17 protein-coding genes and 1 pseudogene are annotated in these 25,190 nt (G+C 69.9%); 8 read left to right on the plus strand and 10 right to left on the minus strand.

Annotated elements, in window-relative coordinates; all coding sequences use genetic code 11:
- Window positions 1-4: 4 nt before the first annotated feature.
- The 4 genes and pseudogenes from DI276_RS16080 to DI276_RS16095 form a co-directional block, all read right to left on the minus strand.
- Window positions 5-7,498, minus strand: a pseudogene (locus tag DI276_RS16080) (non-ribosomal peptide synthetase); the annotation flags it as partial.
- 47 nt (window positions 7,499-7,545) lie between these two features.
- Complete coding sequence (locus DI276_RS16085) at window positions 7,546-8,820, minus strand: serine hydrolase domain-containing protein (RefSeq protein ID WP_112264137.1); 1,275 nt, start codon at window positions 8,818-8,820, stop codon at window positions 7,546-7,548.
- A gap of 552 nt (window positions 8,821-9,372) precedes the next feature.
- The gene (gene pdxY, locus DI276_RS16090) at window positions 9,373-10,224 is read right to left on the minus strand and encodes a pyridoxal kinase PdxY (RefSeq protein WP_112264138.1); all 852 of its coding nucleotides are present in this window, start codon (window positions 10,222-10,224) and stop codon (window positions 9,373-9,375) included.
- A 173-nt stretch (window positions 10,225-10,397) separates the two neighbouring features.
- The gene (locus DI276_RS16095) at window positions 10,398-10,916 is read right to left on the minus strand and encodes an RICIN domain-containing protein (RefSeq protein WP_112264139.1); all 519 of its coding nucleotides are present in this window, start codon (window positions 10,914-10,916) and stop codon (window positions 10,398-10,400) included.
- Window positions 10,917-11,049: 133 nt separating this feature from the next.
- Here DI276_RS16095 and DI276_RS16100 point away from each other — a divergent pair, with 133 nt between their 5' ends.
- Entirely contained in the window at window positions 11,050-14,685 is a 3,636-nt protein-coding gene (locus DI276_RS16100) for a WD40 repeat domain-containing protein (protein WP_232836687.1), read from the plus strand.
- Window positions 14,686-14,852: 167 nt separating this feature from the next.
- On the opposite strand, the gene DI276_RS16105 is transcribed toward DI276_RS16100, so the two are convergent.
- Complete coding sequence (locus DI276_RS16105) at window positions 14,853-15,161, minus strand: hypothetical protein (RefSeq protein ID WP_112264140.1); 309 nt, start codon at window positions 15,159-15,161, stop codon at window positions 14,853-14,855.
- A 519-nt stretch (window positions 15,162-15,680) separates the two neighbouring features.
- Between DI276_RS16105 and DI276_RS16110 the strand changes: the two genes are divergently transcribed.
- From DI276_RS16110 to DI276_RS16120, 3 genes are all read left to right on the plus strand, one after another.
- Complete coding sequence (locus DI276_RS16110; RefSeq protein ID WP_112264141.1) at window positions 15,681-16,331, plus strand: GntR family transcriptional regulator; 651 nt, start codon at window positions 15,681-15,683, stop codon at window positions 16,329-16,331.
- A 63-nt stretch (window positions 16,332-16,394) separates the two neighbouring features.
- Window positions 16,395-17,093, plus strand: a complete 699-nt coding sequence (locus DI276_RS16115) for a TetR/AcrR family transcriptional regulator (RefSeq protein ID WP_198680661.1) — start codon at window positions 16,395-16,397, stop codon at window positions 17,091-17,093.
- A complete protein-coding gene (locus DI276_RS16120; protein WP_112264143.1) occupies window positions 17,090-17,713 on the plus strand; it encodes a class I SAM-dependent methyltransferase in 624 nt (207 codons plus the stop codon). Before DI276_RS16115 ends, DI276_RS16120 begins: the two co-directional genes overlap by 4 nt.
- On the opposite strand, the gene DI276_RS16125 is transcribed toward DI276_RS16120, so the two are convergent.
- Genes DI276_RS16125 through DI276_RS16140 form a run of 4 tightly spaced genes read right to left on the minus strand, consistent with a single transcriptional unit; the run spans window position 17,703 to window position 20,303 of the window.
- Entirely contained in the window at window positions 17,703-18,011 is a 309-nt protein-coding gene (locus DI276_RS16125) for a hypothetical protein (protein ID WP_198680662.1), read from the minus strand. The genes DI276_RS16120 and DI276_RS16125 overlap by 11 nt on opposite strands.
- 53 nt (window positions 18,012-18,064) lie before the next feature.
- Window positions 18,065-18,421, minus strand: a complete 357-nt coding sequence (locus tag DI276_RS16130) for a carboxymuconolactone decarboxylase family protein (RefSeq protein ID WP_112264144.1) — start codon at window positions 18,419-18,421, stop codon at window positions 18,065-18,067.
- Window positions 18,422-18,426: 5 nt separating this feature from the next.
- Window positions 18,427-19,638 carry an MFS transporter gene (locus DI276_RS16135; RefSeq protein WP_198680663.1) on the minus strand — a complete coding sequence of 404 codons (1,212 nt, stop codon included), beginning with the start codon at window positions 19,636-19,638 and terminating at the stop codon, window positions 18,427-18,429.
- 11 nt (window positions 19,639-19,649) lie between these two features.
- On the minus strand, window positions 19,650-20,303 hold the full coding sequence (locus DI276_RS16140; RefSeq protein WP_112264146.1) for an ArsR/SmtB family transcription factor: 654 nt from the start codon (window positions 20,301-20,303) through the stop codon (window positions 19,650-19,652).
- 35 nt (window positions 20,304-20,338) lie between these two features.
- On the opposite strand from DI276_RS16140, the gene DI276_RS16145 reads away from it, so the two are divergent.
- The 3 genes from DI276_RS16145 (at window position 20,339) to DI276_RS16155 (ending at window position 24,196) form a co-directional block, all read left to right on the plus strand.
- Entirely contained in the window at window positions 20,339-21,679 is a 1,341-nt protein-coding gene (locus tag DI276_RS16145) for an MBL fold metallo-hydrolase (protein WP_112264147.1), read from the plus strand.
- Window positions 21,676-22,914: an MFS transporter gene (locus DI276_RS16150; RefSeq protein ID WP_112264148.1), complete on the plus strand. Its 1,239-nt coding sequence runs from the start codon at window positions 21,676-21,678 to the stop codon at window positions 22,912-22,914. Before DI276_RS16145 ends, DI276_RS16150 begins: the two co-directional genes overlap by 4 nt.
- 169 nt (window positions 22,915-23,083) lie before the next feature.
- On the plus strand, window positions 23,084-24,196 hold the full coding sequence (locus tag DI276_RS16155; protein ID WP_112264270.1) for an RNA polymerase sigma factor: 1,113 nt from the start codon (window positions 23,084-23,086) through the stop codon (window positions 24,194-24,196).
- Window positions 24,197-24,722: 526 nt separating this feature from the next.
- Here DI276_RS16155 and DI276_RS49935 read toward each other — a convergent pair.
- On the minus strand, window positions 24,723-24,875 hold the full coding sequence (locus tag DI276_RS49935) for a hypothetical protein (protein ID WP_157984742.1): 153 nt from the start codon (window positions 24,873-24,875) through the stop codon (window positions 24,723-24,725).
- 81 nt (window positions 24,876-24,956) lie between these two features.
- On the opposite strand from DI276_RS49935, the gene DI276_RS52050 reads away from it, so the two are divergent.
- The coding region (locus DI276_RS52050) for a hypothetical protein (protein WP_232836689.1) at window positions 24,957-25,190 on the plus strand (234 nt) is incomplete at its 3' end.

The raw sequence follows: 25,190 nt of genomic DNA on the forward strand, positions 1-25,190 counted from the left end.
AGGGTCAGTTCTCGGAGGCGGTGCGCTCGAGCTCGCGCAGGACGAGTTCTTCGACCAGGTCGGCGAGTGCGGCGACCGTGCGGGCGGACAGCACGTCACGCGGGCTCAGCGCGACACCGAACGCGTCGCGCAGCAGCGAGGTGACGTGCATGCCGCGGATGGAGTCACCGCCCAGCGCGAAGAAGTCGTCCTCGGCGCCGACCCGGTCGGCATCGAGCGCCTGCGCCCAGATCGCGGCCACGGCTTCCTCGGCCGGGGTGCGCGGCGGGACGTGCTCGACCGATGTCCACTCCGGATCGGGCAGCGCGCGGCGGTCGAGCTTGCCGTTCGGGCTCAACGGGAACTCGTCCAGCGGCACGATCGCCGACGGCACCATGTAGTCCGGCAGCGCGGCCTCCGCGGCCTTGCGCAACGCGTCCACGTCCGGCGTCCTGACGTAAGCGACAAGTCGTTCGTCCCGTACGACCACGACGGCGTCGCCCAGCACCGCCTCGATCTCGCCGAGCTCCACGCGCAGCCCGCGGATCTTCACCTGGTGGTCGGTGCGCCCGAGGTACTCGACGGAGCCGTCGTTCCGCCACCGGGCGAGATCGCCGGTGCGGTACATGCGCGTGCCGGCGGGGCCGAAGGGGTCGGCGACGAACCGCGAGGCCGTGAGTCCTGGCCGGTTCAGGTAGCCGCGCGCGAGCTGGACGCCCGCGAGGTACAGCTCACCGGGCACACCCGCCGGCACCGGCCGCAGCTCGTGGTCGAGGACGCGCAGGGCGGTGTTCCACACCGGCTTGCCGATCGGCACGACGTCGGCGTCACGACGAGTCGGCCAGCTGGTGACGTCCACGGACGCCTCGGTCGGCCCGTAGAGGTTGTGCAGCGGCACGTCGAGCACCTCGTACCAGGTGCGCACCAGATCCGGTGGCAGCGCCTCGCCGCTGCACAGCACCCGGCGCAGACCCGTGCAGCCCGCGGCGGAGGGTTCGCGCAGGAACGCCCGCAGCATCGACGGCACGAAGTGCACAGTCGTGATCGACTCGCGCTGGATCAGGTCGGCCAGGTAGGCCGGATCTCGGTGACCCTCCGGCTTGGCCACGACCAGCGTGGCTCCCGCGATCAGCGGCCAGAAGAACTCCCAGACCGAGACGTCGAAACTCGCCGGCGTCTTCTGCAGCACCCGGTCGCCGGGTGTGAGCCCGTACTCGTGCTGTGTCCACAAGAGACGGTTGACGGCGCCCCGGTGCGGCACGACGACGGCTTTGGGCCTGCCCGTCGAGCCGGACGTGTAGATGACGTAGGCCGGGTGGTCCGGCGTGAGCGCGATCTCGGGCGCTGTCGACAGCTGATCGTCCGTGTCCAGCGGCGAGTCGACCACGAGCACCGGGTCGGCGTCGCCGAGCATGAACGCGATGCGCTCGTCGGGCAGTTCGGCGTCGATCGGGAGGTACGCCGCGCCCGCCTTGAGCACGGCCAGGAGCGTCACGACCAGTTCGATCGACCGCGGCAAGGACACGGCGACCACGCGTTCCGGACCGGCGCCCTCCGCGATCAGCCGGTGCGCCAGCCGGTTCGCCCGCCGCTCCAGTTCCGCGGCGGTGATCGCCTCGCCCTCGAACCGCACGGCCTCCTCGTCGTGGGGTGCCAGCAGATCCAGCAGGGTGCGGTTGGGCACCTGGCGGTCGGTGTCGTTCCACTCGACGAGCACTTGGTGCCGCTCCTCGACCGTGAGCAGCGGCAGTGCACCGACCTGCCGGTTGGCGTCTTCGGCGATGCCGGTGAGCAGCGCGCGCAGGTGATCGCCGAGCCTGCGCGCGGTCGACTCGTCGAACACCGCGGGGTCGTAGCCGAGCAGCACGGTCAGTTCGCTGTCCGGGTAGACCGTGGCGCTCAGCGGGAAGCTCGTCGTCTCCACGGCTCGGAGGTCGCGCAGCGGCAGGCCGTCCGCGGGGTAGTTCTCGAACACCAGCACGCTGTCGAACAGGTTCACCCCGCCTGCGACGCCGCTCCAGGCGTGCAGGTCGGTCAGCGGCACGTGCTCGAACCGCCGTGCCTCGACCTGCGCCTCCTGCAAGCCGCGCAGCCACGCCGCGACAGGCTCGTGGTCGTCCACGGCCACCCGGACGGGCAGGGTGTTGATGAAGATCCCGGTGATGTCGTCGACGCCGGGCAGATCGGCGGGCCTGCCGGACACGGTGGCGCCGAAACACACGTCGTCCCGTCCGCCGTAACGGGCGAGCAGCACGGCCCACGCGCCTTGCACCACCGTTCCCGGCGTCAGCCGTTGCTCTCGTGCGAACGCGTACAGCGCGGTGGATTCCGCGGCGGACAACGAGATCCGCAGGTTCGCGGTCGTGCTGGAGTCGTGCTGCCCGGACGGTGTGCGGTCGAACGGCAGCGGCGTCGGCTCGGTGAAGTCGCCCAGCACCTCACGCCAGTGACGTTCGGCCGCTTCGCCGTCCTGGCGATGCAACCATTCGACGTACTCGCGGAACGGCGGCCGTTCGGTGTTGTCGGCGGGGTCGCCGACAACGTCCGTCAGCACCTGGAAGACGCTCCAGCCGTCGAGCAGCACGTGGTGGAACGTCCACAGCACCTGCACCTCGTTCTCCGGCAGGCGGGCCAGTGTCAGTCGCATCAACGGCGCGGTCGCGAGGTCCAGGCCTTCGGCGCGGTCGGTCTCCAGCAACGCGCGCAGCAGTTCCTCGCGATCGCCGCGAGTCCAGTCCAGGTGGCGGATCGGCACCGGTGCGTGCGCGTGCACGACCTGCAGCGGCTCGGGCACGCCCTCCCAGACCACGTTGCTGCGCAACACCGGCGTGCGGTCGACGACCCGTTGCCACGCCGCCGCGAGCTCGTCCGGATCGGCGGTCACGACGAAGCTGGTCTGCTGCACGTACACGCCGTCGAGGGAGTGGAACACCATGCCCGCCTGCATCGGCGTGAGCGGATACACGTCCTCGACGTGCGGCAGCGCGATCCGGTCGCACGCGCTCTGGTCCAGCCGGGCGAGCGGGAAGTCCGACGGTGTGCGGCCTCCCGCGTCCGGTTGCGCGCAGTGGTGCGCGATGTCCCGCAACGCCACCAGCATCTCGTCCGCCAGCCGCGTGATCGTCTCCTCGTCGTGCAGGTCGGTGCTGTAGTACCAGGTCACTTCGAGCTGGTCGCCCTCGATGTGGCTGACCACGTCGATGGCGTGCGGGCGCGGTGAGTCCTGGTCGGCGTCGAGATCCAGGTCGCGCTGGCCGGCGTCGAACCGGCCGAGGTGGTTGAACCCCACCTCCGGCGTCACGTCCGGCAGACCCGTGTCGGTGAGGTACCGCAGGGCGCCGTAACCGATGCCACGCCGCGGTACCGCCCGCAGCTGTTCCTTGACCGCCTTGAGCGTCTCGCCCCAACCGGCTTCCGGCAGGTCCAGCTCGACCGGGAACATCGACGTGAACCAGCCGACCGTGCGGGACAGGTCGACGCCGTCGAACAGCTCCTCGCGGCCGTGTCCCTCCAACGCGACCAGGACGCGCTGAGAGCCGGTCCAGCCGCTCAGCACACACCCCAGCGCGGCCAGCAGGACATCGTTGACCTGGGTGCGGTAGACCGGCGGCACCTCACGCAGCACGTGCTCTGTGTCCTTTTCAGACAGACGGACCGTGATGCCGTGCTGGGACGCGGTGGTGCCCGTCTTGGCGCTGCCACCCGTGATCTGCTCCCAGTGCGCCCGTTCGTCGTCGAACCCGCCCGCTCGCGCGTGGCCGACGAGCTGGTTCGCCCACTCCCGCAACGAGGTCGTCTTCGGCGGCAACGGTGTGCCGCGGTAGGCGGCGCGCAGGTCCTCGGCGATGATCCGCCACGAGATGCCGTCCACGACGAGGTGGTGCGCGGACAACCGGACCTGGTGGGGCGCCACGATCGCGGCCCGCAGCTGGGAGTGCCCGGACGGCTCGATGCACTGGTGCCAGCCGTCGTCCAGTCTGTACCGCATGCGGAGGGCGTCGTGGTGCTCCACCACCGTGCCGACAGCCTCGGCCAGCCGGTCGGCGTCGACGTCCTCGGCGAAGTCGAGCACCACGGACTGGTCGAACCGGCACAGCCCGTCGTGGTGCTCGAAGAACCAGTGCTGGATGGGCGTGAGCGGCACATCTCCGGTGACCGTGCCCTGCTCGGCGGTCGTGCCACCGGCGGACCGCACGCGTAGAGCCAGCTCGGCGATCGTCTGATGCTGGAAGACGTCGCGCGCGGTCAGGTGCAGGCCGGCCGCTCGTGCCTTGGTGACGACGCTGATCGCGAGGATCGAGTCGCCGCCCAGCTCCAGGAACCCGTCGCGCACCCCGACCCGGCCGACGCCGAGCACCTCGGCGAACACCGAGGCGAGCACGGCCTCGACCGGCGTGCGCGGCGCGACGAACCGGGCGCGATCGACCCGTGGCGCGGGCGGTTCCGGCAGGTTCGCGCGGTCGATCTCGTCCAGCACCACCCACGCCGACGGAATGAGGTAGTCCGGCAGCACCTGGCTCAGGAAACCCTTGAGCTCAGCCGGGTTCGCCCGCGTGACGTAACCGACGAGCCGTCCGTCGTGCACCACCACGTGCGCGTCGTCGACAGCGCTGCGCAGGACCTCCTCGACCACCGCCGGGTCGACCCGGAACCCGCGCACGCGCGCCACGTCCTCCGCCTCGCCCGCGAACTCGACGAGGTCCCGGTCCGGATTCGCGGTCACGGCCTCGCACAGCGCGACGAGATCGTCGGCCATGCGCTCGATCGTGGTCGCGTCGAACAGATCGGTGTTGTACTCGAGCGTCAGCGTGAGGTCGTCGCCGCGCGGCCAGAACTCCGTGACGAGGTCGAACCGCGCGGCCGGCCGTGGCAGCTCGACCTCCTCGGCCGCGAGGCCGCCGAAGTCCGTGCGGGTGAACAGTGGTTGCTGGAGTGCGACGACGGCCTGCACCAGCGGCGTCCGACTCGGGTCGCGGTCGGGCCGGAGCTCTTCGACGAGCTGGTCGAACGGCACGTCGTCATGCGCGAACGCCTCCAGCACGGTGTCGCGCACCTGGTCCAGGTAGGTGGTGAAGGGCTGCTGAGGGTCGAGCCACGTGCGCAGCACCAGCGTGTTGACGAAGAAACCCGTGACGCGGTCCAGCTCCGCGCGGTCCCGTCCGGCGTTCACCGTGCCGACAGCGATGTCGCGCTGTCCGCTGTGCCGAGCCATGGTCACCTTGACCAGCGCGGTGAGCGTCATGAACAGCGTGGCGTCGTGTGCCCTGCCCAACGCCGTGAGCCTCTGCACGAGCCCGGCTCCGAGGCCGCGCCGCAGCACCGCGCCCGCCGTCGAGCGCAGTGGCGGCCGCACCCGGTCGGTGCGCAGGTCGAGCGGTTCGAGCCCGTCGAGCTTGTGCCGCCAGTAGTCCACGCTGGGTACGGGCTGTTCCTGTTGCCACAGAGCGAAGTCCGGGTACTGCAGGCGTGGTGGTGGCAGCTGCTCACCGGCGTAGAGCCTGGCCAGCTCGTCGAGCAGCACGGTGACAGACCGGCCGTCGGTGATGATGTGGTGCTGGCACAGCACGAGCACCTGGTCGCGGGTGAGCAGCGCCCGCGTCAGCGGTCCGGTGCGCAGGTCGAACGGCTTGGCCAGCTCCGCGGTCAGATCGTCCACCAGCTCCAGGGGCACCACGCCGTGCGGACTGATCTCCTGGGTCTCGCCGTGCACGGTGGTCCGCAACGCGTCGTGCCGGGCCACCAGCTCGTCCAGCGCGCCCTGCAACCGGGCCAGGTCGAGCGACCCGGTCAAGCGCACGCCGACCGCGGTGTTGCTGTCCGGCCCTTCCGCGCCCTGGAGCCGCTTCTGCGTGCGCGACAGCGGCACGGGCTGTCCTTCGTGGACCTTCTGGATCTCGGCGGGTGTGTGGTCCGGCAGCGCTTCGGCCAGTGTCGCGACCGTGCGGTGCTCGAAGAGCGCGCGCAGCGGCAGACCACCGCCCAGCAGCGCCAGTGCTCGCGTGGCGAGCACCGAGTCACCGCCGAGCTGGAAGAAGTCGTCCTCGGCACCGACGGCGTCGAGCCCGAGCACCTCCGCCCAGGCCCGCGCTACCCGGTGCTCGGCGGGCGTGCGCGGGGCCGTGAACCCCGGCGTCTCCGCGGGGGCGGCCGGCTTCGGCAGCGCGTGCCGGTCGAGCTTGCCGTTGGGGCTCAACGGCAACGCGTCGAGGACGACGAACGCCGACGGCACCATGTGCTCGGGCAGCCTGGCGGCCACCAGCGCCCGCAGCTCGGCTCGGTCGGCATCGCCGGTGACGTAGCCGACGAGCCGCTTGAGTCCCTGGTCGGCGCAGGCGACGACGACCGCCTCGCGCACGCCGGAGTGTTCGCGCAGCACCGCTTCGATCTCGCCGGGCTCGATGCGGAACCCGCGGATCTTCACCTGGTGGTCGGCGCGCCCGACGAACTCCAGCACGCCCTCGCGCCACCGCACCACGTCGCCGGTGCGGTACAGGCGCCCCGGTCCGAACGGGTTGGCGACGAACCGTTGCGCGGTGAGCCCAGGCCGGTGGAGGTAGCCGCGCGCGAGACCCGCGCCGGTGACGTACAGCTCGCCCTCGGTCGCCGGCCGCAGCTCGTCGTCCAGCACGTGGGCGACGGTGCCGGGGATCGGCCTGCCGATCGGAGGCGGGCCACCGGGGGTGAGCGGCTCGCTCCACGTCGACACGACCGTGGACTCGGTCGGCCCGTAGGCGTTGATCATCCTCCGGCCCGGCGCCCAGCGCTCGACCAGCTCGGGAGTGCAGGCGTCACCGCCGACGATCAGCGTGCGGAAGTCGGGCAGCGGCACGTCTGGCACGGTCGCCATGGCCACCGGAGGGATCAGCGCGTGCGTGATCCTGTTGTCCCGCAGCACCTCCGCGAGCTGCTCGCCCAGCAGCGGACCCTCCGGCGGCACGACCAGCGCCGCGCCGGACGGCAGTGCCATGCAGAGCTCCAGCACCGACGCGTCGAAGCTGGGGGAGGAGAACTGCAGCACCCGGTCGCCCGGCCGCACCTGGAAGTGCTCGATCTCAGCGGTCGCGAAGTTCGCGAGCCCGGTGTGCGTGACGACCACGCCCTTGGGCCGTCCGGTCGAACCGGACGTGTAGATCACGTACGCCGGATGCGCCGCGTCCACCGCGACCTCCGGGTCGGTGTCCGGCATCCCGCTCGTGTCCACTTCGGACTCGAGGGTGAGCACCGGCGCGGCGTCGCGCAGCATGAAGTCGATCCGCTCGGCGGGATAGGCGGGGTCGACGGGCAGGTAGGCGGCTCCTGCCTTCAGCACGGCGAGCTGTGCCACCACGATGCCGGCCGACCTCGGCATCCGCAGCGCCACGATCCGTTCGGGACCGGCCCCTCGCTCGCGCAACCAGTGCGCAAGGCGGTTGGCGCGGACGTCCAGCTCCCGGTACGTGAGCGTGCCCGATGGCGCGATGACCGCGGGTGCGTGCGGGGACGACGCGACTCTGGCGCGGAACAGTGCCGTGAGAAACATGAGGGGTGGAGCCTTTCCGGGGGATCAGTCGGAAAAGTGAGGAATGATCAGGCGGCGCGGCGGGCGAGCCTGCCGCCCACCTGCAACCAGCCGATGTCGCGGCCGGGAGAACCGCGCAGAAAACGTCCGGCTTGCGAAGTGTCGCCGGTGTCGACGTCGCGCATTCGGAACATGAGTCGGTCGTAGAGCGTCAACTCGGCGAACGGCTCACCGTCGACGACGAGTCGCAACGGCGTATCTTTTCCTGGCGAGACGGAATACTCGGTGTCGCCGTTGTGGAAACGTCCCATGCAGTCGGGCGGTGGCGCCGCGACCCGTTCCCCGAGTCCGCGACAAGCGTCGTAGTCGCCTACTCCGAGCTCGCGCGCCAATTCGCGCCACATGGCGAATCCGGTGCTGCCATTGGTGGTGAGCGCGACCACGGTGCCGCTTTCCGGATGCACGCGGAGGTGGCAGGACGTGCCGTCCCCCGTGCCGTCGTGCCCGAACCACCCGCCCTCGAACAACGCCACGCCGAGCCCCCAGGCGTCGGCCATCCCGAACGGCTCCGCACCGGCGACCGGAGTCCGCATCTCGCGCAACTCGGCGTCCTGCACCAGCGGCGGCCCCTCGCCGGCCAGCATCCGGCCGAGCCGCACCAGATCGATCGCACTGGCCGCGACGGCACCAGCCGGCGCGTCCACGAGCGTGAGCGACTGGTGCACCGGCACCACCCGGTGCCGTTCGGGATTGACGGCGTGCCCCGGCACCGCGTCCTGCGGCCCGTCCGGCGCCACCACGAAGTGCGCGTCCACGCCCAGAGGCCTCAGCAACACCGACGACATGGCCTCCCACCAGCTCATACCGGTGAGGACCTCGATCAGGTGCCCGGCGGCGCTGTACCCGATGTTCGAGTAGGAGAACCCGTCACCGGGCTCGTGCAACGGTTCGGCGCGGCGCAGGCACTCGGCCACGTGCCTGCTCAACGTCGACGCCGTGGTCTCGTCCGAGTCGGACGGCAATCCGCCGGTGTGGCTCAACAGATGCCGAGCGGTGAGCCGATCGCTCAGGCTCGCGGCGGCGGGCAGGTACTCGGCGAGCGGCTCGTCGAGATCGAGGTCCCCGTCCGACACGAGGATCATCGCCAGCGCCGCCGTGAAGGTCTTGCTGACCGACCCCACCGGCACGCGCGCGGCCCGCGTCATCGGCGGCCCGCCGGCGTGCTGGACGCCGAACTCGACCGTCTGGGTGATTCCGTCGCGGTGCACGGCGAGCTGGGCGCCCGGAATCAGGTGGCGCCTGGAGTGTCTTTCCAACAATGGCTGGAGCTGGAGCTCGTACATGTTCCCTCGCAGTACAAGTCGACCCCCAAGAACGATTTCGTCGCAACTTTCGTATCGGGTACACCGGGCTCAGCCGGTTAGCCCGTTCAGCGGTTCGTACGCTGTCAAATATTCGTCACGGCGTGGCACCGCCAAATGGAGCACAGGCGTTGAAAGACCCCGATAGGACGCTTTACTGCGCTTGCTGGTGACGCTCAGTTGTTGATCGATGCAGTGCAACCACTCGAACGGGCGGGTTTGGACTGAAACGTCTCGAAAATCGCCTCAAATGGTGGTGTATTTCTGGAAAATGTTTCGAATACGGATTGTCACAAGTGGTCACCGAGTGTGGAAATCTCGATTTTTCGGAATGTTTGAATGCTGCGAACTGCGGGCTCCGGCAGCATCCCGGTCATCCGCGTTGTCGGCGCGCTCGGGCGCCGCCCGGTGGGACGCCCGGACGGTGGCCGCTCACCTCGGCTTCACCGATCCCGCGAAGCCATGACCAAACCGTGAGCGGAGCGCGGCTGCGGCCCGTACTCGGGCGTTCGTGCTGCGGGACTCCCGATCGACTCAGCGCACCTGCTCAGCCTTGAACTGCATCCGAGGCGTCGCGTAGAACTCCTGGGCCTGCACCAGTCGCAGCTCGCGCTCACCGGAGCGGTAGGTGAGGTCGATCAGGTCGAAGACGCTCGAAGCGGTGCGCTCCAGCGCCAGCGCCGCGTCCTTCGTCTGCACGTAGTGGGCGGTGAACAGCGCGGCCGTGACGTCGCCGGACCCGTTCGCCTTGAACGGCAGGTGCGGGGTGCTCACGAGCCACGCCCCGGCGGTGTCCACCACGAGCATCTCGATCGTGCCCTCCTCCCGGTCGGGCCGCTCGACGCTCGTGACCACCACGGTCGACGGGCCCATCGCGCGGGCGAGGTCGGCCGACGCCAGCGTCTCCTCGACGCTCGCCGGTTCGGTGCCGGTGAGGAAGCCCAGCTCGAACTGGTTCGGGGTGATGATGTCGGCCACCGGCACGACCCTGTCGCGCAGCAGCACGGGGATCTCGGGCGCGACGAAGCAGCCGGACTTGGCGTTGCCCATCACCGGGTCGCACGCGTAGAGCGCTGCCGGGTTCGCGGCCTTCACCCTGCGCACCGCGTCGATGATCACGTCGGCGATGCCCGTGCCGCCCTGGTAGCCGGACAGCACGGCGTCGACCTGCCCGAACACTCCGCGTTCCTCCACCCCGAGCAGGATCTCGGCCACCTCCGACGGCGGCAGGAGCGGACCGCGCCACGCGCCGTACCCGGTGTGGTTGGAGAAGTTCACCGTGGGGATCGGGACGACCTCGACCCCGAGGCGTTGCAGCGGGAACACGGCGGCGGAGTTGCCGACGTGGCCGTGGGCGACGACCGACTGGATGGACAGAACCTTCATCCGCCCACCCTAGAACGGACACCTTGACGTCGTGATACCGCTGGCCACGTTGGTGTTGGCGGTGCATCTGTTCCTGGCCGTCACGAGTCGCTGCCTCAGTCCGCCGCGGTGACTTCGGCAGCTTGGTGAGACTCGGGCGGAAACCGGTCCGCCCGAGCCCTGCTAGCCGACCGCTACCGCACGTGCCACAGCTGCGCGAGGTTGTCGGCCGTGCAGCGGTAGATCTGGATCTGCGCGTTGTCTTCGAGCGATCCGCTGCGGACGTCCATGCAGCGGCTGCCGTTGCTGACCTTGGAGATGATCCGGATCGGGGAGGATCCGGTGGGGTGGTGCGGAAGCTGCCACTTCAGGTTGCTGTTCGGCACGCCGCACGTCCAGAGATCGAGCGGGGTCGAGTCCTGGTTGCCGCCCGCGACGTTCAGGCAGAGCCCGCTGGACTTGTGCTGCAGCTTGTAGATGTCGCCGCTGAGCAGGACGGGCGACCACTTCTGCGCGTCGGTGCCGTCGCAGGGCCGTTGCAGGACCCTCGTGGCCGGGGCGTTCGGGTTGGCGGCGAACGGGTTCGGCTGGATGCACTTGTCACTGCCGACGTTCCAGATGGAGTAGTAGCCGTCCGCGCTGGCCGCCGGAGCCACCGTCACGGTGGCGGCGATTGCGGCGAATGCGACCGCGAGTGTGCGTCGGAATCTCACGTTTGCCCCTCAATTGTGTGGATGGCTCTGTTGCCACGGAACTGTGTACGTCAGATCTGTTGTTCGGCTTCGGTGGCGAAGTTGGCTAACAAACTTCCCCGAACAATCGACCTCGGGGTGAGGGGGTGGTGGCGTGCCGAGACGGGAACGTCCACTGGAAGAGGGGGACACGGCGCTGTTGCGGTTCGCCGCCGATCTGCGGCAGCTGCGGAAAGAGTCGGGAAGTCCGACGTATCGCGAGCTCAGCAGGCGTGCGCACTACGCGGTGGCGACGTTGTCCGCAGCCGCCGCCGGACGGGATCTGCCCAGTCTCGCGGTCACGCTGGCGTACGTGACGGCGTGCGGAGGCGACGCGGAACAGTGGCGGCCCCGGTGGCAGGCTGTCGCTTCCGGGCAAGCCCGTTCCCATTCTGTGTCGCCCAGAATAGAAGAGAACGGTGATCCGCCTTATGTCGGCCTGGCGGCCTTTCAGGCCGGTGACGCTCGGTTCTTCTTCGGCAGGGAAAGGCTCGTTGCCGATCTGTTGAGAAGTGTGAATGAGCGCCGTTTCGTCGGGGTGTTCGGAGCCTCGGGTTCGGGGAAGTCGTCGATCCTGCGGGCGGGCCTCGTGGCCGCGACGACCACGCCTGTGCTGCTGTTCGCGCCCGGTCCGCGGCCGCTGCAGGAGTGCGCGGTCCAGCTCGCCGGGCTGACCGGCACGTCGGCCGTCGGCCTGTACGCCGAGCTTGCCGCAGACCCCACGAGTCTCGGCCTGCACGTCCGTCAGCTGCTGGCCACGCGGCCCGGCACGGACCTGCTGATCGTCGTGGACCAGTTCGAGGAGGTCTTCACGGTGGCGCGAGAGGACGAACGGGCCGGGTTCGTCGCGGCACTCGTCCACGCTGCCGAGGACGTCACCAGCAGGACCAGGGTGGTGCTGGGCGTACGGGCGGACTTCTACGGGCACTGCGGGCAGTACCCCGAGCTGGTACGGGTGCTGCGGGACAGCCAGATCCTGGTCGGGCAGATGACGCCGGACGAGCTGCGGGCGGCGATCACGAAGCCGGCCGTCCACGCCGGCGCGATGGTGGAGTCGGCCCTGGTGACCAGGCTGGTCGCCGACACCGCCGGGCAGCCGGGCGTGCTGCCGTTGCTGTCACACGCGCTGCTGGAGACCTGGCGGCGCCGACGCGGGGCCACCCTCACCGTGAACGGGTACGAGGCCGCCGGCGGGATCCAGCACGCCATCGCGCGGACCGCGGAGGACGTCTGCCTCGCGCTCGACGCCGACCAGTTGTGCGTCGCGAAACAGATCTTTTTGCGCCTGACCACGCTCGACGGCGACACCAAACGCCGGGTGCACCGGCGTGAGTTCGACCAGGAGACCTCTGTGGTGCTGGACGAGCTCGCACGGGCCCGGCTGCTGACCCTGGGTTCCGACGACGTGGAGATCGCGCACGAGGCGTTGCTCCGATGCTGGCCCAGGTTGCGGGACTGGCTCGCGGAGGACCGCGAGGGAAGGCGGATCCACCGAGCGCTCACCGACGCCACCGACGAATGGACGACGCTCGACCGCGATCCCGGCGCGTTGTACCGCGGCGCGCGCCTTTCCACGACCATGGACTGGGCGGCGGTCAACGATGTCGCGCTGACCACGCGCGAGCGCGCGTTCCTCGATGCGAGCAGGCATCTCCAGGTCCGCCAAACCCGTCGGCTGCGCCAGGTCGTGGTACTGCTGGCGGTGGTGCTGCTGATGACCGCCAGCGCGGTGGTCTACGCCGCGCTCACCCGGTCGGCGGTCAGCACGCAACGTGACGTGGCACTGGCGAGCCGCCTGGTCTGGGACGCGAAAGCATTGCGCGCCACCACTCCCGCGCTCGCCGTCCAGCTCGGCCTGGCCGCCCACCGCCTCGCCCCGTCCGCCCAGACGCGGGACCACCTGCTGTCCACTTTCGCGACGCCGTACGCGACCAGGCTGACCGGGCACACCGATGCGGTGAGCACGCTCGCCTACCGCCCGGACGGGGCGCTGCTGGCTTCCGCCGGAGTGGATCGCACTGTCCGGTTGTGGCGGGGAACGCGCGAGGTCGCGGTGCTGACCGGGCACACCGACGAGGTCAGGATGGTCACCTTCAGTCCGGACGGCCGGCTGCTGGCCTCCGCCGGAACGGATCGCACGGTGCGGTTGTGGGACGGCGACCGGGAAGTAGCCGCCCTGACAGGACACGCTGCCGCCGTGCACGCGCTCGCGTTCAGCCCGGACGGCCGCACGCTGGTCAGCGGCGACCGCGCCGGCAGGATCCGGGTGTGGGACGTGGCGGGCCGCCGTGCGCTCACGACCTGGTCCGCGCACGCCCAGGTCGTGGAGTCGCTCGCGTTCAGCCCGGACGGACGGCTGCTGGCCACCGGCAGCGAGGACAACACCGTGCGGTTGTGGGATCCGCGTACGCCGGTTCCGCTCGCGACGCTGGAAGGGCACACCGGGGACGTGACGGCGGTGGCGTTCAGCCCGGACGGGCGCACGCTCGCCACGGGCGACGCGGAACACGCCGTCTTCCTGTGGGACACGGAGAGCAGAACCAGACGCTCCACATTGGACAGTGGTGCACTCGTCACGCTCGCGTTCAGTCCCGACGGCACCAAGCTCGCGACCGGCGGCGTACCGGGCGCGGCGCTGTGGGACGTGGGCTCGGCCACGTTGCTGACGAGGATGTCCGGGCACACCGGTCGCGTGCACGCGGTGACGTTCAGCCCGGACGGGAGCACGCTCGCCACCGCGAGCCGTGACCGGACCGTGCGCCTCGAGGACGTCGGGTGGTTCGACTTCACGCACCACAACGGCGTGTCCCACCAGGCGGGGTTCTCACCGGACGGTCGCACGGTGGTGACCACCGACAAGGTGGCCAGGCTCTGGGACTCCGGCGCCCGCGGAATGGTGGCGGCGCTCGGCCGCCACCACGAGGACATCCAGACGATCGCGTTCAGCCGCGACGGCCGGTTCCTCGCCACCGCCGGTGACGAACCGCGGATCCTCGTCTGGGACCTGGCGGACCCGCGGCGGCCACCCGTCGAGCTCGCCGGCCACGATCCCGGGGTGCTGGGACTGGCTTTCGGTCGCGATGGGACGCTGACGAGCGCAGGCCTCGACCGCACTCTCCGCGTGTGGGACCTGGCGAGCGGCCGCGAGCTGCACATGTTGAGGGCACCCGACAGCATCACCGCCTACCTGGGGATCAGTGCGGATGGCCGGGTCGTCATCACCGTTCAGGCTGACCGGACCCTGCGGCTGTGGCAGGTGGACGGCGACCTCGTGGAGCTTGCCGCGCTGCCCGGCCAGTTCGAGGCGGCGACGTTCTCCTCGGACGGCCGGATGCTGGCCGCGGCCGGCGCCGACCTGAAGATCAGGCTGTGGGACGTCGCGGACCTCCGGCGGCCTCTGGCGCTGTCGGCTTTCGGCGGGCACACCTCGAGCGTCGACGCCATGGCGTTCAGCGCCGACGGCCGCACTCTCGCCACGGCGGGCACGGACATGAGCGTCAAGGTGTGGGACGTGACGACTTCACGAGAGATCGCGACGCTCACCGGGCACACGAACACGGTCTCGTCGGTGGCGTTCAGTCCCAACGGGCAGACGCTCGTCACGTCGGGATTGGACCGCACGAGCCGGATTTGGGACCTCGATCCGGAGCGCGCGGCGGCCAGGGTGTGCGAGGTGGCGTGGCCGCGGATCACCGAGGAGGAGTGGGAGAAGTACCTGCCGGGTATCGACTATTCGCCTCCCTGCAAATAGCGTTGAACGCGTTTTCCTGACATGCGGTGGGTGCAGTGCCAACGGACCCCCGGTCGTACACGGCGAAACCGGGCCGCTGACCGGGCTGGTACAGCGCGTTCTGCCAGAAGGCCAGGTCAGGCTGCTGGGCCGGGGTTTTGGCACCCCCACGCGATCGGGCACCCTGTTCACGAGCCGTTCGGTTCGCCGAAGCGCTTCGCGAGACCGAAGAACTGCTGCGACAATGAGCCCGCTCGGGTTAGTAGCTCCTCGTACTCGTCGAGCAGGCGCGCCGCGCGCGGGTCGGCGCTCACGCCGGGCGCCGTCCGAACTCGCCTGGCCACGTTCATCCCGTGGAACGCAAGCATCACCATCACCTCGCCGAGGATGTCGACCTCGCTCTTGGCCGCGGGCTCGTCACCCGAGTCCTGGTCGGGCAGCTCCAGCAGCGCTTCGCGGAGCCTGCGCCGTCCTTCCGGTGTGATCGGTGCGTTCATCGGATCCCCAGGTGTCGTGTACCACCGCGAGGCTAGTCGTGCTCAGCGGGAGGCGACGGGCTTCGCCACGCCGTCCAGGGCCGAACTCGAACGAGTGCTCCGGGCTGAACGCGCTCTGATGCGCCTCGCACATCGCGTTGCCCACGCGCGAGGCCGGCGGGTAGCGGGCGGGTCGAACACGTTCATCAGGAACGTTGTCGCCGTATCCCAGCACTGCTGGTCGGTCAGCCCGGTCTCGCGTCACGACCGCGGCCTCCAGTTCGACCTCGCTACCCTCCTCGGGCGACGCCGCGCGGTCGCTGATCGGCGGCGCGCAGCCTGGTCCTGGTGGCCTGCGATCCGTCGACCTCGAACTCGGCTTCCACCGCCGCTTTCGCGGCGGCTGGAGAAGGCATGTGCGTTGGCAGGGAGGGATCCCGCCACGGTGCGCCGCATGGTGCTTGAGCTTGCCGGCGTGCTCGGGGAGTGAAGCGCCTTCGCCGCGCTATGTTCGCACGACAGCCGCATGGGGAGCGACGAATGGGTCTGGATCCACTGCAGCGCAGCCGGACGGCCGAGCAGGTCGCTTCGGTGTTGAGGCGTCGAATCGCTGACGGTCTCCTGGAGCCAGGTCTGTGGTTGAAGGAGGACGAGCTTTCCACAGCGTTGGGCGTGTCTCGACACACCGTTCGTGAGGCGTTCCAGTTGCTGGTGCACGAAGGCATGGTCGTGCGTGCCCAGCATCGAGGCGCGTTCGTCCGGGAGATGTCGATCGACGACGTGTCCGACATCTTTCGGACGCGTCGCCTGATGGAGCCGTTGGGCATCGGTCCGTCAGCGCGCGACAAGGTACTGGCAGGAGCGTTGCTGGACATCGTCGATTCCGCAGCCGTTGCGGCGGAACACGGGCGCTGGCGGGAGGTGGGAACCGCGAACCTGGATCTGCATCGAGCCTTGGTGCGATCGTGCCGGAGTGCTCGGCTGGACCGGATGTCCGGCCAACTGTTCGCGGAACTTCGCTTGGCCTTCCTGATGACCGGGGACGCTCAAGCGTTGCACGAGCCCTATCTCGAGTGGAATCGGCGGATTGCGGAGTTGATCTTGGCTGGTGACGTTGGCTCCGCCGAGTCGGAATTGGCTTCCTACCTCACCGACTCCGAGCGCACCGTGATCGCCGGGATGAGTGGCTGACGGTGGGGGCGTCGTGAGGTGAGCGGCAAGTGACGTGGCCGAGGAGATCACTTCCCTGGACGGGTGCCACGCACTCGTTCCGCCGACATGTTTCCCCGGCTCGTCTCGGTCGCGGCCGAGACGTTCATCGCGCACGGTTTCCACCGGACCCAGATGCAGGATGTCGCCGACGCGCTCGGAGTGGCGAAGGGGACCGTCTACGGCCACGTGGAGAACAAGGACGCGCTGCTCGGGGCCGCGCTGCGCTACGCCGACGGCGTGGAGCCGTTGCCTGGACCGGAGGAGCTGCCGGTCCGCGCGCCGGCGGAGGGGGAGTTGGCGGCGCTGGTGGCCGAGCGACTCGGCTGCGAAATCGGCCGGCTGCGGCTGGTCGAGGCGGTGTCGGCGCGGCGACGTGGCCCGCTCGCCGCGGAGCTGAGCGAGATCATCACGAACCTCTACGAGACGCTGGCCCGGCACCGGGTCAGCATCAAGCTGGTCGACCGCTGCGCCTCCGAGTTGCCGGAGCTGGCCGAGGTCTGGTTCGGCCAGGGCCGCTCGGGCCTGGTTGTCGTCCTGACCGAGTATCTCCAGCGGCGCAAGGCATTGCGACTGCCAGGACCGGCGCCGCTGGTCGCCCGCACGATCCTGGAGACCTGCGTGTTGTGGGCGGTGCACCTGCACTGGGATCCCGCCCGGCAACCCGTCGACAGCGCTGCTGTTCCAGCCACGCTGGCAGGCCTGCTCACGCGTGGACTGCTGCCTGAAGGGACATCGACATGAGCAAGAAGCTCACCACGGACGGCCTCCGTGAGGTGTGGGACCGCTACGCACCGCGCTACGACCGCGACATCAGCTTCTTCGAACGCGTCCAGTTCGCCGGCGGCCGCGAATGGGTGTGCCCGCAAGCCACCGGCAAGGTGCTCGAAGTGGCTATCGGCACCGGTCTCAACCTCCCGCACTATCCGAAGGACATCACGCTCACCGGTCTGGATCTCAGCCCGGCCATGCTGGACATCGCCCGCACCCGCGCCGCCGAGCTCGGCCGCGAAGTCGAGCTGCGCGAGGGAGACGCGCAGGCACTGCCGTTCCCGGACGCCTCGTTCGACACCGTGGTCTGCACGCTCGGGTTGTGCGGTGTCCCGGACGAACGCGCGGCGATCGCCGAGATGCACCGCGTGCTGCGGCCCGGCGGCAAGTTGCTGTTGCTCGACCACGTCGGCAGCCATCACCGGATCGTCCACTTCGGTCAGTCGTTGCTGGAGAAGCTCACCGTCCGGATGATGGGCGACTACCAGACCCGGCGGCCGCTGCCGTTGGTGGAGCAGGCCGGTTTCGTGGTGCAGCGGCAGGAACGGCTCAAGCTCGGCATGGTCGAGCGGGTGGCCGCGGTCAAGGCCTGAGGCGCTGCTCCAGCAGTGCCTGCTCGGCCGGGTTGGCGGTCAGCTCCAACGCGCGCTGATCGGCCTGGCGTGCCTCGTCGTCGCGGCCGAGATCGCGGAGCAGTTCGGCGCGCGTGGCGTGGTAGAGGTGATAGCGATCCAGATCGAGGGAATCCAGTTCCGCCAACGCCTTCTCCGCACCGGAGACGGACCGCAGCGCGATCGCGCGATGCAGCCGGGTCACCGGGGACGGCGCGAGGCACAGCAGCGGTGGCTGCGCGCGAAGACCGGCGTCCAGGCTGCGCAGCCGGCCGCCCACGGTGCGTCGGACGGCTCACCGCCGCCTGCCGCACGGCGTGTCGTCGGGTCGTCTTACCGGGGGGCGAACACCGCCGTGCGCAGGTTGGCGACCAGCCGTTCGTGACGATCACCGGTCGCGGTGCCGTTGGTGTCGCCGGTGAGGAAGCCTGGGAAGCGATAGCCGAAGCGGTGCAATGACTGCGTGCCCTTGGAGAGTTGCTCCTTCGAGTGCTGTTGGAAGCCGAAGGCGTTGGCCAGCCTGTTGACGATGGTCCAGATCAGGTTGACGTGCAACGCGTCCAGCACCGCCGCCCGCGTAAGCCCGTCCGGAACGTCGGCCGCGCTCACGTCCTCGGGAGTGGTGGTGACTTTCTCCAGATCGGCGATCCCGTTCAGCAGAAGACGATCGAACCCACCGGAACTCGACATGCCCGTCAGACTTTGACGCGAGGCCGGACGACGACGAGCGGCACGAGGGCGAGCGCGACAATGCCGCCCGCGAACGACAAGGCGGGGTAGCTGCTGCTGGCGACCACGAAGCCCGAGGCCATGCCACCGGTCGCACCCGCCACCGCGATCGCCATGTCGATGCGGCCCTGCACCGATGCGCGAGATTCGAGCGGAACGGCGTCGGTGATCAGCGCGGTGCCGCTGACCAGCCCGAGGTTCCAGCCCAGCCCGAGCAGTCCGAGCGCCACCGTCAGCAGCGGAGTCGACGAGGCAGGGGCGAAACCGCCCACCAGCCCGGCAGCCAGCAGGGTGACGCCGGAAGCGGCGATGACCGGGAGCCTGCCGAAGCGGTCCACGAGCCAGCCGCTGAGCGGTGACGGCAGGAACATCCCCGCCACGTGGACGGCGATGACGAATCCGGTCGCCGCGAGACCGTGGCCGTGGTGCTGCATGTGCACCGGGGTCATGGTCATGATCGCGATCATCACCAGCTGGATGACGACCATGGTGGTCGCGCCGATCAGCAGCAGTCGCGGGTTGCCGCTGGAGTTGCCGGTCGTCACGGGATCGACCGGCAGGGAACGGGCGGTGAGCAGTGGATCGGGGCGCAGCATCACCCAGAGCACGATGGCGCCCGCGGTGTAGGCGAAAGCCGCGAGGATGAACGGTCCAGCGAGCGCCGGCACGCCCCAGCTGGTGGCCAGTGCGCCGGTCGGGGTGACGAGGTTGGGGCCGAGCACCGCGCCCAGCGTGGTGGCGACGAGCACGGTGCTCACCGCGCGGCCGCGGCGTTGCGGTGAGGCGAGATCGGCACCGGCGTAGCGGGCCTGGAGATTGGTGGAGCTGCCCGCGCCGTAGACGAACAGCGCCACGAACAGCAGCACGACGTTGTCAGTGGTGGCGGCGATGACGACCCCGAGAGCGCCCACCGCGCCGGCGAGGTAGCCGCCCGCGAGACCGGCGCGTCTGCCATGAAGGCCGGAGACGCGAGCGACCAGCACGGCCGCGAGCGCCGAGCCGATGGTGAACAACGCCGCGGGTAAGCCTGCCGCGCTGGTGGCGCCGAGCATGTCCTGGGCGAGCAGGGCGCCGACCGTGATGCCCGCGGCCAGGCCGGCGCCGCTGAGGATCTGGGCCGTGACGAGCACGGACAGGATCCGTCGCTGAGCAGGGTGTTGAGTGATCACAGTGTCCATTTCTCCGGGCCTCAGACCGCGACGGGGAGTTCGGCGAGGCGCCACTCGAGCATGCCGTCGGCGAGACGGAGGGCGGTTCGTCCGTGCGCGGTGAGCAGGCGGACGGCCTCGTGGGAGAGCACGCAGTAAGCGCCGCGGCAGTACGCCACGATCTCCTGGTCCGCAGGAAGTCCGGCCAGCCGGTCCGCCAGCTCGTCCAGCGGAACGGAGACGGCGCCGGGGATGTGGCCGGCGGCGAACTCCTCGGCGGGCCGCACGTCGATCACGGTCGCGCGTCCCGATCGGACACGGTCGAGCAACTCGGCACGGCTGACGGCTTCGGTGTCATCGCCGAGGTAGGCCTCACGCGCCGACCGCACATCGGGCAGCCGGTCGTCGGCGACGGTGCGCAGCAGCGTGAACAGCTGGGCGACGTCGTCCCCGGCCAGCCGGTAGAAGATCTTCGTGCCCTCGCGCCGGGTGACCACGAGATTGGCCTGCTTGAGGGTCTGCAGATGAGCCGACGCGGTGGTCAGGCCGAGCTCCGCCGACTTCGCGAGCGCGTCGACCGTGCGCTCGCCCTGGGCCAGCAGGTCGAGCAGCTCAAGCCGCTTCCCGCTCGCCAGAGCCTTCCCCACGCGAGCGAACTGGTCGAACAACGCAGTCTTCGCGTCCCGGTCACCCATGGTCCTCCAATCATCTTTGGAATACTGTAGTACACGTGACTGAGGTACTTGCGCTTGTGGACGAAGGGCTGGGGAACTCCGCGTACCTGGTCGATCTGGGTGACGGTCGGGCGCTGGTCGTCGACGTGAGCCTCGATCTCCGGGACGTCGGCCGCGCCGCGCAGCGACGTGGGTTGAGCGTGGCGTTCGCCGCCGACACCCACCTGCACGCCGATTTCCTGTCCGGAGCCCGGCAGCTGTCGGCGAGCGAGGGCACCCGTGTGCTCGCATCGGCGGCTGGGCATCGCGAGTTCACGCACAACGGGCTGCACGATGGCGACGAGGTCGACCTGGGAGGCTTGCGCCTGCGGGCCCTGGGAACTCCTGGCCACACCGACGAGCACCTGTCGTTCCTGCTGCTCGATGGCGACCGTCCACTCGGGGTGTTCACCGGCGGCTCGTTGATCGTCGGTGCCGCCGCCCGCACGGACCTCGTTTCTCCTGATCGGACCGAGGAACTCGCACGCGCTCAGTACGCGTCGCTGCGCAGGCTCGCCGAGTTGCCCGACGACGTGGCGGTCTGGCCCACACACGGCGCAGGATCCTTCTGCTCCGCCCCGCCTGGCGCGGATCGCACCAGCACCATTGGCCGAGAGAAAGCCACCAACTCATTGCTACGCGCGCCCGACGAGGACGCCTTCGTCGAAGAGCTGCTCGGGTCGCTCGGCAGCTATCCGCCGTACTTCCGGCGACTCGGCGAGATCAACCGCCACGGTGTTCTCACCGGGACGCCCAGCCTGCCGCGGCTGGACGTCAGCGCGGTGCGGCGGCTGGCCGACGGCGCACGACTGATCGACGTGCGGCCCCTCGCCGAGTTCGCCGCCGCGCACGTTCCCGGCGCGCTGTCGATCCCGCTGCGACCGGTGTTCGCCTCCTGGCTCGGCTGGCTCGCACCGCACGACGTCCCGTTGATCGTGGTGCGCGGTGCCGATCAGGACCCGGCCGAGATCGCCTGGCAGGCCGCCAAGATCGGCTACCTCGACCTGGCCGAGCTCGACGGCGGCATGGACGCGTGGACCGCCGCGGAACTTCCCATCGCCACAACAAGGTTGGTCAGCCCGGCCGAGGTGCGCGGACCGGTGCTGGACATCCGGCAGAGCGCCGAGTTCGCCTCCGGACACCTGCCAGGAGCACAGCACGTGGAACTCGGTGACCTGCCCGACCACGTCGACGACGTGCCGCGGGAACCGCTCGTGGTCATGTGCGGCCACGGCGAACGCGCGATGGGCGCCGCCAGCCTGCTCGAACAGGCCGGACATCGCGACGTCGCCGTGCTCACCGGCGGACCCGGCGACTGGGCCGCCGCGACAGGCAGACGCCTGGAGAGCGGCCGGTGAGCCTGCGACTCGGCCTGCGCGCCAACCTCGCCCAGTTCAGCCTGCTCGTCGCCGTCAACGCACTTGTCGGCGGCGTGCTCGGGCAGGAGCGTGCGGTGCTGCCGCTGCTGGCCGAAGACGAGTTCGGCCTGACCGGCTACACGTTCGTCCTCACCTACGTGGTCGCCTTCGGCCTGACCAAGGCCGCCACCAACTACTTCGCGGGCACCTGGTCCGACCGCTTCGGCCGCCGCCCGGTGCTGCTCGCGGGCTGGCTGGCCGCGATCCCAGTGCCGCTGATGCTGATCTGGGCACCGTCGTGGGGCTGGGTGGTCGCGGCGAACGTGCTGCTCGGCGTCAACCAGGGCCTGACCTGGTCCACCACCGTCATCATGAAGATCGACCTCGCCGGACCGTCCCGCCGCGGGCTCGCGATGGGACTCAACGAAGCCGCCGGCTACCTCGCGGTCGCCGTCACCGCGCTCGCCACCGGCTACCTCGCCGCCCGCCACGGGTTGCGCCCGGCACCGTTCCTGCTCGGACTGTCCTATGTGGTCATCGGGCTCGGCCTGACCGTGTTCGCCGTGGGGGAGACCCGAGAACACGCCCGCCTCGAAGCGACGCAACACCCCGCTGCTGCCGAGGAAACACCGAGCGATCGAGAGATCTTCACCCGCACGAGCCTGCGGGAGCCCGCACTGTCAGCGGCGAGCCAGGCCGGGATGGTGAACAACCTCAACGACGGCCTCGCCTGGGGCCTGTTACCGATCCTGTTCGCCACCGCCGGCCTGTCGGTCGCCCAGATCGGCGTTCTGGCCGCCGTCTACCCGGCCGTGTGGGGCCTCGGGCAGCTCGTCACCGGCCCTCTCTCCGACCGATGGGGCCGCAAACACCTCATCACCGCGGGCATGCTTCTCCAAGCCGCCGCACTCGCCCTCGTCGCACTCGCGGACACCTTCACGGTCTGGCTGATGGCGGCCGTGCTGCTGGGCGCGGGCACCGCGATGGTCTACCCGACCCTGCTGGCGGCGATCGGCGACGTCGCCCATCCGGCGTGGCGCGCCAGGGCCGTTGGCGTCTACCGGCTTTGGCGTGACGGCGGCTTCGCCGTGGGCGCGCTGCTCGGCGGCATCGTCGCCGATCTCTGGGGCCTGCGCGCCGCCGTGTGGGTGGTCGCCGCACTCACCGCGCTGTCCGGAGCCGTGGTCGCCGCACGCATGTACGAAACCCACGCCAACAGGAAGATCAACGCGTGACGGTGCGCGGCTCTCGTCAATCCTGTGCGCTTGCAGCGATGAGTTCGGGTCTTCGCCGGGATCAAGGGGGATGAACGGCCGCGTCGCGGCCCGACCACAGGAGTTCCGAGTGGACCCACGAGAGATCGTGCAAAGGTACTACCAGGCGTGGACGGACCACGCCGGTGACATGACAGGCGTGGCACTGGCCGAGGACTTCACGTTCCGCGGTCCGGTGGCGCGCTTCGACAGCGCGGACGGGTTCCGTGCCATGACTGCGGGTAGCCGGTCGCTGGTGAACGCGTGGCGCAGCGACAGCGCCCGGCGCCGCCGTGAAGCGGCGGTCGGGGCACTGGAACCGGTGGAGGTGGCCGACCAGGACGACACCCTCGTGTTGCTGTTCCTGTGCTGTCACCCGGCTCTGTCGCCGCCTTCGCAGCTCGCGTTGACCTTGCGCGCTGTGGGCGGGCTGACCACCGCGGAGATCGCGGCGGCGTTCCTGGTGCCCGAGACCACGATGGCCCAGCGCATCAGCCGGGCCAAGCAACGGATCCGTGGTGCGCGGTTCGCGTTGCCGTCGGAAGCGGAGCGGCCGGAACGCCTGAGCGTGGTGCTGCACGTGCTCTACCTGATGTTCAACGAGGGCCACACCGCCAGCAGCGGACCGGAGCTGGGTCGCGCCGACCTGACTGCCGAGGCGATCCGGCTGACCCGCCTGCTGCACCGGCTGCTGCCCGGTGAGTGCGAGGGCGCGGGTCTGTTGGCGTTGATGCTGCTCACCGACGCACGCCGGGCGGCGCGAACGGACGACGCCGGCGCGATCGTGCCGCTCGCCGAGCAACGCCGGGACCTCTGGGACGCCGCACTGATCGCGGAAGGCGTGGCGCTGGTGGAGCGGACGCTCGGCACCGGTCCGGTGGGGCCGTACCAGCTGCAGGCGGCCATCGCCGCAGTGCACGACGAGGCCGCCGCCGCGCAGGACACCGACTGGCCGCAGATCCTGGCGCTCTACGACGTGCTCGCCCAGGTCGCGCCAGGTCCCGTGGTCACGCTCAGCCGCGCCGTTGCAGTGGCAGAGGTGCACGGCCCACGTGCCGGGCTCGCCGTGCTCGGCACCCTCGACACGGACGACCGGATGGCGCACAGCCACCGGCTCGAAGCGGTCCGGGCACATCTGCTCGAACGGGCGGGAGACCTGACCGCGGCCCGCGAGTCGTACGCGCGGGCCGCGAGAATGACCGCCAGCCTGCCCGAACAGCGCTATCTCACCCTGCGCGCCGCCCGGCTGCGAAGCCCTGTGTAACCGACATCCTGGACGTGGCACCGTCCGTGAGGCGTGACCGAACCACCGCTGAGTCCAGACGAACGAGGGTTCACACGAGCGGTCCTCTCCTCCGGGATCGCTTAGGACTGATCGGTAGTTCACCAATTGATTGGCGAGTGGCGGAAATGAGTCATACAAATAACGGCCGCCCGAGGAAGGTCAGTGGGGCGGATGGGGTTGTCTCCCGCTGTGTGGATCACGGGCTGGTAGCGACCGCATGCCTGTCGAGAACGAGCTGGTCGCTGGCAGGGCTGGGTGACTCGGCTGATCGGCGTCGACTTGCGCCCTGTGGAGCAACCTGACTCATTCGGGCAACATGTACGACCTATTGACCGAGTCTGCCCCAGGCCCTACCGTGGAAACGGTCCGACTAATTGTTCGATGGTCAACGAACGAATCGCGCGTGTCGGCGCGCACCCTGCCCACGATTCGAGGAGTACCTGTGACAACGCTGTCTCGTACTCTGTCCAGACCTTTGTGCTCGACGCGGTGGCGCTGCCTGTGATCACCACCAGGCGCGCTTCGCCGCGAGGTCCGCGACCAGCCGACCGGCTGGCGCGTGTGGCTCGCTGAGCAGGCCGCTGAGCTCGCCGGCCGGGGTCACGGCATCCATCTTCTTCGGTCCGCCCAGGACCATGTCCGGCGCGTCCGCCGTCACCGGAACCTCTATCCGTTGTGGACACAACTCGGAAATGGTGCCAGCACAAGAACTCCTGGCTGGCGGACAAGGAGCTCAAGCATGGCTAGAGGGCTGTTCGCGACCGTGGCCGCGGTGGTGCTCGCTGTGTCAGGTATGACGGTCCCGGTTTCAGCGGCCGGTTCCGCCGCCGCGCTCGCGGACGTGAACGGGGCCGCCGCGGGCAACGCCGCGATCGGGTCGGTCGATCTGGCCGGCAGGTGGAGCTTCACGCCGGCGGGCCGGCCGGCTACGACGATCACCGTGCCCGGTGGTGGCTGGTACAAGCAGGGCTTC

Source organism: Lentzea terrae, assembly GCF_003265345.1.
Taxonomy (GTDB): Bacteria; Actinomycetota; Actinomycetes; order Mycobacteriales; family Pseudonocardiaceae; genus Lentzea; species Lentzea terrae.

Bases quoted from the DNA above. Each gene is read 5' to 3' on its own strand.
- DI276_RS16085 (WP_112264137.1), bottom strand. From the start codon at position 8,820: ATGTACGAGCTCCAGCTCCAGCCATTGTTGGAAAGACACTCCAGGCGC.
- pdxY (WP_112264138.1), bottom strand. From the start codon at position 10,224: ATGAAGGTTCTGTCCATCCAGTCGGTCGTCGCCCACGGCCACGTCGGC.
- DI276_RS16105 (WP_112264140.1), bottom strand. From the start codon at position 15,161: ATGAACGCACCGATCACACCGGAAGGACGGCGCAGGCTCCGCGAAGCG.
- DI276_RS16110 (WP_112264141.1), top strand. From the start codon at position 15,681: ATGGGTCTGGATCCACTGCAGCGCAGCCGGACGGCCGAGCAGGTCGCT.
- DI276_RS16120 (WP_112264143.1), top strand. From the start codon at position 17,090: ATGAGCAAGAAGCTCACCACGGACGGCCTCCGTGAGGTGTGGGACCGC.
- DI276_RS16130 (WP_112264144.1), bottom strand. From the start codon at position 18,421: ATGTCGAGTTCCGGTGGGTTCGATCGTCTTCTGCTGAACGGGATCGCC.
- DI276_RS16135 (WP_198680663.1), bottom strand. From the start codon at position 19,638: ATGGACACTGTGATCACTCAACACCCTGCTCAGCGACGGATCCTGTCC.
- DI276_RS16140 (WP_112264146.1), bottom strand. From the start codon at position 20,303: ATGGGTGACCGGGACGCGAAGACTGCGTTGTTCGACCAGTTCGCTCGC.
- DI276_RS16155 (WP_112264270.1), top strand. From the start codon at position 23,084: ATGACAGGCGTGGCACTGGCCGAGGACTTCACGTTCCGCGGTCCGGTG.